At 41.0% G+C, this 15,145-nt stretch carries 8 protein-coding genes; all 8 read left to right on the top strand.

The window, feature by feature from the left end; all coding sequences use genetic code 11:
* The first annotated feature begins 155 nt into the window (after positions 1–155).
* Positions 156–1,175 carry a LacI family DNA-binding transcriptional regulator gene (locus QM629_RS06980; protein WP_415158583.1) on the top strand — a complete coding sequence of 340 codons (1,020 nt, stop codon included), beginning with the start codon at positions 156–158 and terminating at the stop codon, positions 1,173–1,175.
* An 80-nt stretch (positions 1,176–1,255) separates the two neighbouring features.
* On the top strand, positions 1,256–2,503 hold the full coding sequence (locus QM629_RS06975) for a DUF6786 family protein (RefSeq protein ID WP_415158581.1): 1,248 nt from the start codon (positions 1,256–1,258) through the stop codon (positions 2,501–2,503).
* Between the two features lie 177 nt (positions 2,504–2,680).
* Positions 2,681–4,453, top strand: a complete 1,773-nt coding sequence (locus QM629_RS06970; protein WP_415158579.1) for an L-fucose isomerase — start codon at positions 2,681–2,683, stop codon at positions 4,451–4,453.
* A 120-nt stretch (positions 4,454–4,573) separates the two neighbouring features.
* Positions 4,574–5,857 (top strand): sugar MFS transporter, encoded by a 1,284-nt coding sequence (locus QM629_RS06965; protein WP_415158577.1) that lies wholly within the window; start codon positions 4,574–4,576, stop codon positions 5,855–5,857.
* 395 nt (positions 5,858–6,252) lie between these two features.
* Positions 6,253–8,217, top strand: a complete 1,965-nt coding sequence (locus QM629_RS06960; protein ID WP_415158575.1) for a glycoside hydrolase family 172 protein — start codon at positions 6,253–6,255, stop codon at positions 8,215–8,217.
* A gap of 336 nt (positions 8,218–8,553) precedes the next feature.
* On the top strand, positions 8,554–11,676 hold the full coding sequence (locus QM629_RS06955) for a GH116 family glycosyl hydrolase (RefSeq protein WP_415158573.1): 3,123 nt from the start codon (positions 8,554–8,556) through the stop codon (positions 11,674–11,676).
* 31 nt (positions 11,677–11,707) lie between these two features.
* Positions 11,708–13,390, top strand: a complete 1,683-nt coding sequence (locus QM629_RS06950) for a ribulokinase (protein WP_415158571.1) — start codon at positions 11,708–11,710, stop codon at positions 13,388–13,390.
* Between the two features lie 376 nt (positions 13,391–13,766).
* Positions 13,767–15,145: GH116 family glycosyl-hydrolase (locus QM629_RS06945; protein WP_415158569.1), on the top strand; the 1,379-nt coding region annotated here is incomplete at its 3' end.

The raw sequence follows: 15,145 nt of genomic DNA, 5'->3' as shown, positions 1-15,145 counted from the left end.
TATTATAACATTCAGCGTTTCCCTTTTGTGGCAGCATGGGATAAAGCAGGCAGGCTGAAAAAAAATACGCAGCCATGCAAACCTGAAGATATAACCAGCCGGTTATAAAATGTTTTTGGCTTTTAAATTATAAGATCAGACCTAATACTCATACGGTGGAAAAAAAAGTAGCACTGAAAGATGTAGCACAGCATATAGGCGTATCAGTCGCACTTGTCTCCTATGTGCTGAATGGTAAAGAAAAAGAAGCAAGAGTGGGTGCAGACATGGCAAAGAGGATACGAAAAGCTGCTGTGGAACTGAATTACCAGCCAAACCTTATTGCCAAAAGCCTTAAAATGGGCAAAACAAAAACAATAGGATTGATTGTGGCTGATATTTCTAACCCTTTTTTTTCAACTATAGCAAGAATCGTAGAAGACGAGGCAAAGAAGCATGGGTATGTGGTGATATTTGGCAGCAGCGATGAAAGCGCCGAAAAGCAATTGGATTTAATTGATGTGTTTTCAACAAGGCTGGTGGATGCTTTTATTATTGCGCCTGCAGCCGGTACGGAAGAACAAATTGAAACCATTGTGAAAAGAGGCATTCCCGTTGTTTTGATGGACCGGTTTTTTCCCGGCTTAAAAGTTGATTGCGTTCATATCAACAACTTTAATGCTGCCGGCAAGGCAGTAAAGCAATTAATAAAAAACGGGCGAAGAAAAATTGGCATGGTGGCTTACGACGCCATTCAATCGCACATGCAGGACAGAAAACAGGGATATAAAGCAGCCTTAAAAGAAAATAAAATACGCTTTAAGAAAGAATGGCTTGTTGAGGCCAGTTATCAGCATATTGAAAAAGATGTGGCGGCAAAATTAAAAGCATTGCTTAAGCCTTTGCAGGTTGATGCCTTGTTTTTTGCCACCAACTCGCTGGCTGTTGCGGGTTTAAAAGAAATAAATAAGCTGGGCATTAAAGTGCCTGACGAACTGGCTATTATTTCTTTTGATGAAAGCGATGCATTCGATTTTTTCTATTCGCCGGTTACTTATGTAAGCCAGTCGCTTGCTGATATTGGCAAAGAAGCGGTAAAACTCATTTTAAGCAGGCTGCACAATAAAAGCAGAAAGAATGCTGATATTATTGTGGAAGCCAGCCTGATTGTTCGCGAAAGTTGCGGCAGCAGATAAGAATTTTTTTTATAATCAGCTTAAACGATTAAAATATGCATATCAGGAAACGATTGTCAGAATCTTCATCAAATCATTATATGAAAATATTTTTTAAAACCTTAATCATCGGCCAGTTTATTATGTTCGCATCTTCATGTAATAATCCAACCGGTAAAACGCAAACTTCACAGGTAAACGATTCATTAAATTATGCTGAAGGAACCTTTGGTTACGATCTAAATTTCCTGCAGCAGCATGATAGCGTTATTGTGCTCAAATCAGATGATGCGCAAATAATTGTATCTCCAAAATACCAGGGCAAAGTTTTTACCTCAACAGCAAACGGTGATAACGGCTTTAGTTTTGGCTGGGTAAATTATAAAGCATTTAGCGGCCCCGAAGATGCACACATGAATGCTTATGGCGGCGAGAACCGTTTATGGCTTGGCCCTGAAGGCGGCCGCTTTTCTTTATTCTTTAAACCGGGCGATTCAATGGTATTTGATCATTGGAAAACACCGGCTGCATTTGATACGGAAGCATGGAAGGTAACCGGGCAAACAAACAATACCGTAACCATGCAGAAAGATATGCAGCTCACTAATTATCATAATACATCATTGCAGTTATCTGTTACAAGGGCCGTTGCTATTTTAAGCAATGATGAAATCCAGGCCAATACCGGGCTAACATCAGATGCGGGTGTGAAAGCAGTGGCTTATCAAACAACCAACACATTAACCAACACAGGCAAAGATGCCTGGACGGAAGCAACAGGCATGCCTTGTATATGGATCCTGGATATGATGAAGAATACACCGTCAACAGTAATTGTTGTGCCTTATAAAAATGCAAAAGGTGTGAAGTTTGACGATGTGGCCACAACAAATTATTTCGGTGAAATTCCTGCCGACAGGTTGAAGCATGATGATGATAATCTTTTCTTTAAAGCCGATGGCAAAAGCCGTGGCAAGCTGGGCATTAAACCAAAATATGCAAAGCCTGCTCTCGGCAGCTACGATGCACAAAATAAAGTATTAACCATTGCGGTATTTGAACCGGATGCATCAGCAAAATATTTAAACCAGGAATGGAATACAATAAAGCCGCCATTTTCCGGCGATGCAGTAAATGCCTATAATGATGGGCCTTTGGCCGATGGTTCGCAAATGGGGCCTTTCTATGAAATTGAAAGCGTATCGCCTGCTGCGTTTTTAAAACCAAATGAATCAATCGTGCATAAACAGTCAGTGTATCATTTCACAGGCGATGAAAAAGCATTGGATGCCATCAGCCGGAAAATATTAGGCGTGTCTTTAAACGAAGTAGAAACAGCATTTAAATAAGTGAATGGCGGGTGAACAACTGTCAGTTAATATCGTTTAGTCAGAATTTAATTATTAATATTCAATGCCGTTTAGTTAAGGACTTTTTGTAAAATCCCTCTCCTTTGGAGAGGGATTTAGGGTGAGGTCAAACAACGTTAACTAAACGACATTGATTCACTACTCACAAACAAGATTATGAATAAAACAGATTATCCAAAGATTGGCATTCGCCCGATTATTGACGGGCGATTAGGCGGTGTTCGTGAATCACTGGAAGAAACCACCATGAAGATGGCGCAGAACGTTGCAGCATTTTACTCAAGTGAATTACATTATCCTGATGGTTCGCCGGTGCAATGCATAATTGCAGATACCTGCATTGGCGGTGTATATGAAGCGGCGCAATGCGCTAAAAAATTTGAAACCAATAATGTTGGTGTGTCATTGTCTGTTACGCCCTGCTGGTGTTATGGCAGTGAAACGATGGACATGAATCCTTATTTGCCAAAAGCCATCTGGGGCTTTAATGGAACGGAAAGGCCCGGCGCTGTTTATCTTGCCGCAACGCTGGCAGCGCATAACCAGTTTGGTTTGCCGTCGTTTGGTATTTATGGAAGGGATGTGCAGGATTTGGGTGATGAAGCCATTCCCGATGATGTAAAAGAACGCTTGTTAAATTTCGCGCAGGCCGGTTTAGCAGTGGCTATCATGCGGGGCAAATCTTATCTCGCTATTGGTTCTGTTTCCATGGGTATTGCAGGTTCAATTGTAGTGCCTGATTTCTTCCGCGAATATCTTGGCATGCGCAATGAATATGTGGATGCATCGGAGGTATTGCGCCGCATCGAAAAGAAAATTTATGATGAAGCTGAGTTTGAAAAAGCATTAACATGGGCAAAAAAGAATTGTAAAGAAGGCGATGATCTGGCAAATGAAGAAGGCAAACAATCATCAAGGGAGCAAAAAGATAAAGACTGGGAATTTGTAGTAAAGATGACGCTGATTATACGCGACCTGATGCAGGGCAACCCGCATTTAAAAGATAAGGGTTTTGGTGAAGAAGCATTCGGCCATAATGCAATCGTATCGGGCTTCCAGGGACAGCGCCAATGGACAGATTTTTTACCGAACGGTGATTTTTCCGAGGCGATATTAAACTCTTCATTCGACTGGAATGGCATTCGTGCGCCCTACACTGTTGCAACAGAAAATGATTGTTTTAATGGCGTAAGCATGCTGTTTGGATACCTGCTTACCAATACCGCGCAGATATTTGCTGATGTAAGAACATACTGGAGCCCGGAGGCTGTTGAACGCGTAACGGGGTGGAGGCCGGAAGCTTCAGCAGCCAATGGCTTCATTCATCTTATTAATTCCGGCTCTGCCACGTTGGATGGAACAGGGCAGCAGCAAAAAGATGGCAAGCCAGCCATGAAACCTTTCTGGGAAATTAATGATGAAGATGAGGATGCATGTTTAAAAGCAACCACATGGTATGCGGGCGATAAAGGTTATTTCAGGGGCGGCGGCTACTCCTCTAAATTTGTTACAAGAGGCGGTATGCCGGTAACCATGTGCCGCATTAACCTGGTAAGAGGCCTCGGCCCCGTATTACAGATTGCGGAAGGTGAAACGATTGACCTTCCCCGGCATGTACATGATACGCTGGATAAAAGAACCAATATTACCTGGCCAACAACATGGTTTGTGCCGCGCATAACAGGCAAAGGCGCTTTCACTGATGTATATAATGTTATGCTGCATTGGGGCTCTAATCATGGCGCCATCAGCTATGGCCATATCGGTGATAAATTAATAACATTGGCTTCTATGTTGCGTATTCCGGTTTGTATGCATAATATTGACGAAGAAAGAATTTTCAGGCCTTCTGCATGGAATGCATTCGGATCGGATGGCGAAGGCGCAGATTACCGTGCCTGTGAAAATTACGGTGCGTTGTATCGGTAGCCTCCCCAAATCCCTCCTAAGGAGGGCTTATAAGAGGCTTTAGTTTTATAAACAATTTTAAATTATTAACGATTAAAAAGTCCTCCCGATAAATCGGGAGGATTTAGGAGAGGCCGCCAAATGAATAACAAAAAACCATCACTGTTTGTAAAAGACGGCGTTAATTATCTTGGCCCGTTTGCTGCCATCAGCGCCTTATTTTTTTTATGGGGAATAGCGCATGGCATGCTTGACACGCTGGATAAAAACTTTCAGATGATGCTGCATTTGCAAAAATGGGAATCCAGTTTCATCCAGTTTTCTTTATATGGCGCTTATTTCGGAATGGCTATACCTGCCGGGATGTTTATTAAAAAGTATGGGTATAAAAAAGGCATTATTTTCGGCCTTTCCCTTTTTGCAGCCGGCGCATTAATTGCCGCAGGTACTGCAACTTTTCAATCATTTATTTTATTCCTGATTTGTTTGCTCATTATCGGCGCAGGCTTAGCCACATTGGAAACAGCGGCTAATCCATACACCACAAAACTGGGCCCGCCTGACACAGCAGAACGGCGCATCAATTTTGCGCAATCCTTCAATGGATTATCATGGGTTATCGGGCCATTGATTGCCTTATATATTTACGGTAACCAAAACCACGAAGAAGGCAAAAAAATGATGTCTATTATTTTACCTTTTGCCATCATCGGGCTGGTTGTTTTAGCAATTGCTTTCATTTTTATGCGCATAAAATTACCTGAAATAACAGAAGCAGATGAAAATGCGGCGCATGGTATAACGCAAATTTCAGAATCCGGTGTTGTTGCCAGTGTTGATGAACCTGAATATATATCGCCAAAACCTTTGTGGAAGAACAAACATTTTACGATGGGTTTTGCAGCGCAGGCTTGTTATGTGGCGGCACAAACCGGCGTATTTAGTTACCTGATAAATTTTATTACAGATCATGGTATGCACCCGCGGTTTGATGTGGAGTATGCACCCTATTTTTTATCACTTGGGTTTTCATTATTTATGATAGGCCGTTTTTCAGGCAGCGCTTTGATGAAGAATTTTAAACCTTCAAAGATGCTTGCTTTTTATTCACTTATTGTTTGTATTCTTTTGCCCATAGTGTCTCTGGAACTTGGCTGGCCTTCGCTGATAGCGCTTTTCAGCGTTTTCTTCTTTATGTCTATTATGTTCCCTACGATTTTTGCGCTTGCCATTAAATCGCTTGGGCATAACACGAAGGAAGCTTCATCTTACCTGGTGATGGCAGTTGCAGGTGGCGCTGTGTTTCCTCCAATTATGGGCGCAGTAGCGGATAAATATGGCATGGCAACAGGTTTTCTTGTACCGATACCATTATTTCTGTTCATATTATACTATGCACTGAAAGGGCATAAGGTGTTGGCATAATAGGATTAAATCAGAATATAACTTTGAAATTATGACCTGTAAATTATTAGGGTAACTAAAAATTCACGGGGCCGTCATTTCGACGATAGGAGAAATCTCTCGTATTATCGCAACTTCAAATTCATGAGATGTCTCCCTGCCCGTCCGGTCAGGCGGGGTTACCTCGACATGACGTGCCACGTGCCATCATTTAATAATTAACCCCTGCCGGTGTTATACTATACAAGGTGTAAAAAAGTGATTTTGTGTTGTTGGGTTTTAGCTCCCCTCTCCTTTGGAGCACTTGTCCCGACCATTCGGGAGGGGTTGGGGGTGAGGTCTAACAAAGAAATATTATTCACTAATTTATCCCTTGCGTACTATAATAGCATAAAACATAAATAATATTCACCATAATGAGATCAATCTTTTTATGCATGCTGATATTATGCATGGCAACTTGTTTGCATGCACAAAAAATAATTACTGTTGTTGATGAGTTAGAGCAATTGTATAACATCAGCGATATGCCGGCATATCGCTCAAACACTTATTCAGCGCAGGTTTCAACGTATGATACCACCGGCGGCAACAACGATGGTTTCGGCGGCCGGTATTCATTCATCAGAAGAAATGCTGACAGCAGCCTTGTTATTTTTGATATAAAGGGAACCGGTGTTGTCAATCGTATCTGGACACCTACACCCACTACAGATACGCTTGATTTTTATATGGATGATGCAAAGCAGCCAACGTTGTCTGTTAATTATATGGATCTTTTTTCAGGCAAGGTTTATCCTTTTGTGCAGCCGCTTTGCGGTAACCAGGTTGGCGGCTATTATTGTTACTTTCCCATACTTTTTCAGCAGCGCTGCGTAATTGTAAACAGGGGAAAGAAGATGATGTTTCACCAGATCGGTTACAGGCTATATAAAAAAGGAACCACTGTTCAATCTTTTACAACCAACATTAGCGATGATGTAAAAAATGCATTGAATTCAATTAACAGTTTATGGAACAGCAATGAAGTAAATAAAGCAAAAACGATTGCTGCCCACAATGCCGGTGCAAAAATTATTGATACATCTTTTTCCATCAAACCCGGCGATACAAAACAAGCATTCATATTAAATACAGGTGGCAGGATTACAGGTATTGAAATCAGTCCTTCCGGCAGTTTTGCATCGCTGTATAAAAACATCATCATGCGTGTTTTTTGGGATGATGAAAAACTGCCGGCCATTGATTGCCCTGTTGCAGATTTTTTTGGCTTTGCTTTTGGCAAGCCTTCCATGCAAAGCTTGCTGGCCGGTTCAGAAAATAATATTTGTTACAGCTTTATTCCAATGCCTTTTGATAAAAATGCGCGTATAGAATTCCGTTATTTAAATGCAAAAGACAGTGTATTATCAAAGGTTGACCTGCATGCAAAAATTTACTACACGCTTCAGCCACGCAACGCAGATGAGGAAGGGAAATTCTATGCATATCGAAACAGTGAAAAAACAAAAGACGGACAGCCGCATATTTTTTTAGATATACAAGGCAAAGGGCATTATATAGGTTCTGTATTGCAGGCGCAGGGCCTGCATACAGGTATGACGCTTTTTTTTGAGGGTGATGATTCAACCATTATTGATAACGAAATGCGTTTTCACGGCACAGGTTCCGAAGATTATTTTAATGGCGGCTGGTATGCTTTATTAAACCGTTGGGATTCAAAAATGAGTTTGCCTTTGCACGGCGCTTTGGATTATTCGCTGGCATTTGCAAGAACAGGCGGCTACAGGTTTTATCTCACAGATAAAATGTCGTTCGAAAAAAATATTTATCAAAGCATGGAACATGGTGGCGAACATAATGCAGTGCCTGGTTTATATACTTCCGTAAGTTATTTCTATTGCGACAGGCCGCCGCAGTTATCATCATCCAATACAAATGAAAATACAAAGGTTTATATACCTGATACCATCAATGTCTATCCACAGTTCTCCGGTGTTGAAATAGGTTCAGGTATGAATATTAAAACAGTGTGGGATAACAACGATATAGGGCAAAGTTTTGATATAACAGCCCCTGATAATGGCATGCTGAAAGTAAACCTGGGCGATATACCCGCCGGCGATTATAAACTTTTTATTGCTTATGCAAAGCAACCCGGCGGCTGCGATTTTTCCATCTGGCAGCGGCAAACGCAAATATCAGGCTGGCAATCATCATCAGCTCCTGATAAACAAAAAGTAAAAGACTTGTTTGCAGGCAACATTCATATAACAGAATTGAACAACGCCGCTACCATCCAGTTTAAAACAACGGATAAGGCGAATAAATTTCTATGGATTAAAATGATGCTGATAAAAGATGAAATTAAAAACGGGTAAATAATATATAAAGCAGATTCCCCCGCCGCGGTGGAGGGGAAAGACGTACAAGAGTGAGATTATCTCTTATATGTTTTCGAAGCGAGTTTAAAATTCACGCTTTTGCACGCCATGCTCAACTTGATTGAGCATCTGCAATAAAAATAAAAACAGTTTTATCAATAATATAAAAGGCTATTGCTAAGCCATGAATTTTTACGTATGAAACCGAGCATGATAATTTTTCTCACACAACCTGTCCCGAACCAGCTTCGGGAGGGAATGTGCATAGCGAGGTTCCCTGCCCGACTGGCCGGTCAGGCGGGCATGAGACAACAGAAAAACAAATATGCACGAATGAAAAAATATTTTCTTCTTGCAGGTTTCCTCATCAACACAATGCTTGCGTTTTCGCAGCCTGTTGATTCATCGCATCATGTTCCCGAAAATAAAAAACTGCCTGTATCGTGGAAAACATCTTTATACAGCAATCAGAAAAAAGTTTTTAAGGGTGATGAATTGCTTACCATTGGCATGCCCTGCGGTGGTATTGCTGCAGGCCAGTTATATGTAAGAGGCGATGGAACATTGGCCAACTGGTGGATTTACAATAATGCTTACAATACCGGTTATGGTATTGATTCACTTACGCATTTTAATACTGCGCTTGGCCCGTGGACGGTTTGTTATAAAACGTTCGAACCCAAAAGTTATATTGACCAGGGTTTCAATATAAAAATTAAACAGGATGGTAAAACAACAAGCGCTAATTTAAATAAAAAAGATTTTGATGATATATCATTTGTTGGCGAATATCCAATAGCAGCCATCAGCTATAATTCAAAAACAAAAAAACTGCCGGTTACTGTTTCATCAGAAGTGTATTCACCCTTCATTCCAATGAATGCAAGGGAATCGGCAACGCCGGGAACAATTTTAAAATACACGGTGAAGAATACATCTTCAAAGCCAGTGCAGGTAAGCCTTGCAGGCTGGCTGCAAAATTTTGTTTGTTTGGATATCGTTGATGAAATAAAAGCAAACAGGCAAAACAATATCATTAAAAACAACGGGCTTACTTCTGTTGTGATGAGCCTTACGCCGCAAACAGGAAACGTTGCAGAAAAGCAACCAGCAATTAAAGTTTTTGATGATTTTGAAAATGGATATAACAAATGGAAAGTTACCGGCGATGCATTTGGCAACACACCGGCAACAGGAAGTTTTGGCGGTGATCAAAGCAGGCTTACAGGCTTTACAGGAAAAGGTGTCGTGAATTCTTTTTTGAATGGTGATACTACAACAGGCAAAATGATTTCAGATGATTTTGTTATCAAGGATAATTATATCATTTTTAAAATAGGCGGTGGCAGGCATGCCACAACAACCTGCTTTAATCTTATAGTTGACAATAATATTGTTCGAACCATGACAGGTTCCAATGCAGAAACACTTGAAGAAAAATATTGGGATGTTAAAGATCTGAAAGGCAGGCAGGCGCATTTTGAAATTGTTGATGAAGAAAAAGGCGGATGGGGGCATATTAATCTCGATGATATTGGCTTTAGCGATATGCCGGTTACAAAAGAAAAATATTACCCGTTGAACCATCCCTATTTTGGTAATGCAGCTTTAAGTGTTTTATCAAACAATGCTTTTGCAGATGCAGATTATAAAGGCGCTGATGATAATAACGATACAGATTCAGCATCAATATCAGCCATTAATAAATTAACAGGCAGTGTTGGCGAATCATTCAGTTTGAAACCAGGCGAAACAAAAGAAATTACATTCCTGCTAACCTGGTATTTTCCTAATCGGCAATCTTATTATTATGGAAGTGATGTAACAGATGTTATCGGCAATGATTGGAATACTGCATTGCCAACAGATGGCGCAACGATCATTGGTAATATGTATGCTAATTGGTTCAACAGTGCTGAAGATGTGGCTTTATATCTTCAGAAAAATTATGATCGTCTTTCAAAAGCAACGCATCTTTTTCATGATACTTATTATAACAATACCACCATACCGTACTGGTTAAATCAGCGTTTGTTAATGCCGCTGTCAACGCTTGCAACAGAAACCTGCCAGTGGTGGGCGAATGATAAGTTTTGGGCATGGGAAGGCGTAGGTTCCTGTGTGGGCACCTGCACGCACGTGTGGAATTATGAACAGGCACTGGCGCATTTCTTTCCAGAGCTTGAAAGAAATATAAGAGAGCGCACAGATTTTGAAACTTCATTTCAAAAAGATGGCAGCATACTGGCGCGCAATGGCTGGGGCGGTGTTTTAATTGATGGCCATGCAGGTGCAATTCTTAAAGCCTACCGTGAATACCTGAATTCAAAAGATGATATTTTTTTAAACCGTAATTGGGACAGGATAAAGCACGCCACAGAATTCATCATTAATGAAGACAGCAACGAAGACGGATTGATAGAAAAAGTGCAGGCTAACACTTACGACATTGCTTTTTATGGCGCTAATACGTATGTAGGTTCGCTATATCTTGCTGCACTGAAAGCAGCGTCTGCAATGGCTGCTGTTATGAATGATACTGCGTTTGCACAACGCTGTTTAAAGATCGCAAAGGCAGGGGAAGATAACACTGTAAAAAAATTATGGAACGGCGAATACTTTATCCAGGATGTTAATTTAAAAGAGCATCCCGAATTTCAATATGCGGATGGTTGTTTAAGCGACCAGCTTTTCGGGCAAACATGGAACCATTTGAACAATCTTGGTTATATCTATCCGAAAGAAAAAGTGAAACAAACATTGGAGTCAATATGGAAATACAATTGGGCGCCTGATGTGGCAGCGCAAAATAAAATTCATCTGCCTGAAAGAACATACGCCAGTTTTGGTGAACCGGGTTTGTTTGTTTGCACATGGCCTAAAAGTGAACACATGGGAGAAAAAGGAGTGCGTTACCGCGATGAAGTATGGACGGGCATTGAATACCAGGTTGCCACCAATATGATCTATGATGATATGATTGATGAAGGCCTTTCAATTGTAAAAGCTGTGGATGAAAGGTACAGCCCGCAGAAACATAATCCATGGAATGAAATTGAATGCGGCGATCATTATGCCAGGGCAATGGCTTCATGGGGTGTAATGCTGGCGCTGGAAGATTATTATTATAACGGGCCGGAAGGCATCATCCGTTTTAATCCTAAAATCCGGTCGTCACATTTTGAAGGTTTTTTTACAGCGGCAGAAGCATGGGGAAATCTTAAACAGGATCAGCAAAATAATCAACAGAAAAATTCTATTGTTATAAAGTATGGTAAACTGTCATTGCGGCAAATGCAATTGTTTTGTGATAAAAAACCTGCTGATGTAAAGCTGCTCATTAATAACAAGGCAATAAAAAATAATTATGTGTTTAATAACAACAGCCTTTCCATAATGTTTGATGAAGCTTCGCTGAATGTGAATGATGCGGTTGACGTAATAATTTCTTATTGATGAAAATTTATTCGTTATAAAATATTTTCAAATGAATAAAGCTTATGCTATTGGTATAGATTATGGTACAGATTCTGTGCGCACAATTATTGTTGATACATATAACGGTGCTGAAGTTGCTGCATCAACATTTGAATATCCGCGATGGAAAAAACAATTGTATTGCAATGCGGAGATCAATGAGTTTCGCCAGCATCCGCTGGATTATATTGAAGGCCTGCTACATACCATACAGGAATGTTTGCAGAAAGCTGGAGATGATGTGCGTAACAATATCAAAGCTATCTCAATTGATACAACAGGTTCTTCCCCTGTTGCTGTTGATGAAACGGGCACACCGTTAGCACTGCATAAAAAGTTTGCAAATGATCCTGATGCTATGTTTGTTTTATGGAAAGACCATTCATCGGCGCAGGAGGCGGAAGAGATTAATCAGCATGCAAAAAACTTCGATATAAATTACCTGAAATATGTGGGCGGTGTTTATTCATCTGAATGGTATTGGAGCAAACTGTTGCATATTTTACGTGTGAATAAAAAAGTAAAAGATGCCTGTTATAGCTGGGTGGAGCATGCTGACTGGATGCCATTCTTATTAACCGGCGGCAAACATATCAGTGAAATGAAACGGGGTGTTTGTACAGCAGGGCATAAAGGTTTATGGGCAGAAGAATGGAATGGCTTTCCACCTGAAGCATTCTTTACTTCATTAGACCCCGTATTGGCTGGTTATGTTTCCAAACTGCCATCAACAACTTACACCGCAGATAAACCGGCAGGCAACTTATCGCAGGAATGGGCTTCTGCATTAGGTTTATCTGCCAATGTAATTGTCGGTATCGGCGCAATGGATGCGCATGTAGGCGCTGTGGGCGGGCAGATAGAACCTTACTATTTAAGCAAGGTAATGGGCACATCCACCTGCGATATGCTGGTGGCGCCTGTTAAAGATACGCAGGGCAAATTTGTACAGGGCATTTGCGGTTTGGTGAATGGTTCTGTTATTCCCGGCATGATTGGCATGGAAGCAGGCCAGTCTGCATTTGGCGACGTGTATGCCTGGTTCAAAAATTTACTATCATGGCCTTTACAACATTTGGCAGAAGATGTGCTGGATGAAAAAACAATAAAAACAATTACAGATAAAATCATACCTGCATTGAGCAAACAGGCGTCTGTGATGCCTTTGCATGAAAAAGATGAATTAAGCCTTGACTGGTTCAATGGCCGCCGAACGCCGGATGCAAATGCGCTGTTAACAGGCACAGTTACAGGTTTGGATTTAAGCAGTGATGCAGTAAAGATATTCCGCTCATTGGCAGAAGCTACCTGCTTTGGTGCAAAAGCAATTGTTGAATGTTTTACAAATCAAAACATTCCTGTTAAAGGATTAATCGGCATTGGCGGCGTTGCAAAAAAATCTCCGTTCATTATGCAGATGATGGCCGATGTAATGAATATGCCTATCAGAATAAATAAATCGGAACAAACCTGCGCTTTGGGCGCTGCTATGTTTGCTGCAACAGTTGCCGGTATTTATAATAAGGTGGAAGATGCCATGCAGGCAATGGGGCAGGGTTTTGATGTGGAATATCATCCCGATAAAAATAAGATTGACATTTATCAGCATCGTTATAAAAAATACCTTGAATTAGGTGGTTATATTGAAAGGAAGATTGCTGCATCAGTTAAAGAAGAAATAATAAATGTTTAGACTGTTTTTAATTGATTGAAGTTTGATTTTTTCAAGAGCAGGCGCCCAATCTCCCGAAAGAATCGGGACAGGAAGTTGGGCATGACCAGGTTGTTGTGTTCTGTTCTTACATTATTTTAAAGGTAAGTTCAATAACGTTTTTCGAACGTCTTTCCCGCGAAAGCGGGAATCTGCTGACCTGATTTAAGTCATCAGAAATTAACCCAATGCTTTAGCGCTGGGTAACAGATGGAAATAACTAAAAGGCTTTAGCCTGAGTTTAACTGTAATAAAAAAACACTTTGGCTAAAGCCAGACCATTCAAAGGCTTCGCTCCCCAGGACTAAAGTCCTGGGTTATTATTCAAACCCGCATTAAACTAATAAAAAAATTCAATATGGATAAACTTCAAAAACGTCGTTCATTTTTAAAATCTGTTGTGCTTGGCGGAACCGGCATTGCACTCAGCCCCGGCATATTAAAAGCAGAAGATACAACTGTTGATATACCCAATGCTATTGAGCAAAAAGATGTTCCTTCAACCGGCAGAAAATATAATACGCCTTATACCGGCGAATATCTTAACCGCGTTGCTTTTCCCATCGGTGGTTTGGGTGCAGGCATGTTTTGTTTGGAAGGCGCCGGCGCCATTTCGCATACAAGTATTTGCAACAGGCCGGAAATTTTTAATGAACCTTCTTTATTTTCCGCCATTGCCATTAAAGGTTTAAAGAATGGTGTAAAGGTCTTGGAAGGACAGGTGCCGGACTGGAAAATGTTTGGCGCAAGGGGCACAGGCAACGGTGCGGCAGGAGCTACTTATGGTTTGCCGCGCTTCCAGGACGCGGAATTTAAAACGCATTTTCCGTTTGCCACTATTCAGTTAAAGGATGCAGACATCCCTTTACAAATCGCTGTTAAAGGATGGAGCCCTTTTATTCCAACAGATGAAGATAACAGCAGCCTGCCTGTTGGTGCATTGGAATATATTTTCACTAATAAAACAACGCAAAGCTTTGAAGCCGTTTTTTCATTCAATACAAAAAATTTTTTAGCAAATACAGATGGTGTAGTGAATAAAATTGCTGCCATTAATAATGGGTTTATATTGAAACAAGATGCTGCAAAAGATAAGCCCGAAGCAGAAGCCAGCTTTGCCGTGTTTACGGATGATGATAAAACAATTGTTGATCATTGCTGGTTTCGCGGCGGCTGGTGGGACCCATTGACCATGGCATGGAATACGGTGAATGATGGTAAGACAAGAACAACGCCGCCTGTAGAAAAAGATGCGCCCGGTGCATCATTGTTTGTGCCTTTTACGCTGGCTGCAGGCGCATCAAAAACAATCAGGTTAATGATGACATGGTATGTTCCTGAAACCAATATGCATATTGGTGAAATTGTATGGGATGAAAAAAAAGATTGCAGTCCTGAAAGCGGATGTTGTGCAGCGCCTGAAGATTTAGGAGCAGTGAATGGAAAGAAAAGCCTTTCATCCAATTACAAGCCCTGGTACAGCAGCCGTTTTGCAAATATTGATGAGGTGGCTGATTACTGGAAAAAGAATTATACAGATTTGCATTCAAAATCAACATTATTTTCTGAAGCCTTTTATGCAAGCACATTGCCGCCGGAAGTGATGGAAGCGGTTGCTGCTAATCTTACCATATTAAAATCGCCAACTGTTTTGCGGCAATATGATGGCAGGCTTTGGGCATGGGAGGGTTGCGGTGATGATGGCGGTTGTTGCCATGGCTCCTGCACGCATGTATG

The sequence above is a fragment of the Parafilimonas sp. genome (genome assembly GCF_047606085.1).
Classification (GTDB): domain Bacteria; phylum Bacteroidota; class Bacteroidia; order Chitinophagales; family Chitinophagaceae; genus Parafilimonas.
Note: the sequence above shows the minus strand (reverse complement) of the source record. Positions and strands in the feature narration are given on the sequence as shown.

Bases quoted from the DNA above. Each gene is read 5' to 3' on its own strand.
- QM629_RS06955 (WP_415158573.1), top strand. From the start codon at position 8,554: ATGAAAAAATATTTTCTTCTTGCAGGTTTCCTCATCAACACAATGCTT.
- QM629_RS06975 (WP_415158581.1), top strand. From the start codon at position 1,256: ATGAAAATATTTTTTAAAACCTTAATCATCGGCCAGTTTATTATGTTC.
- QM629_RS06960 (WP_415158575.1), top strand. From the start codon at position 6,253: ATGAGATCAATCTTTTTATGCATGCTGATATTATGCATGGCAACTTGT.
- QM629_RS06965 (WP_415158577.1), top strand. From the start codon at position 4,574: ATGAATAACAAAAAACCATCACTGTTTGTAAAAGACGGCGTTAATTAT.
- QM629_RS06970 (WP_415158579.1), top strand. From the start codon at position 2,681: ATGAATAAAACAGATTATCCAAAGATTGGCATTCGCCCGATTATTGAC.
- QM629_RS06950 (WP_415158571.1), top strand. From the start codon at position 11,708: ATGAATAAAGCTTATGCTATTGGTATAGATTATGGTACAGATTCTGTG.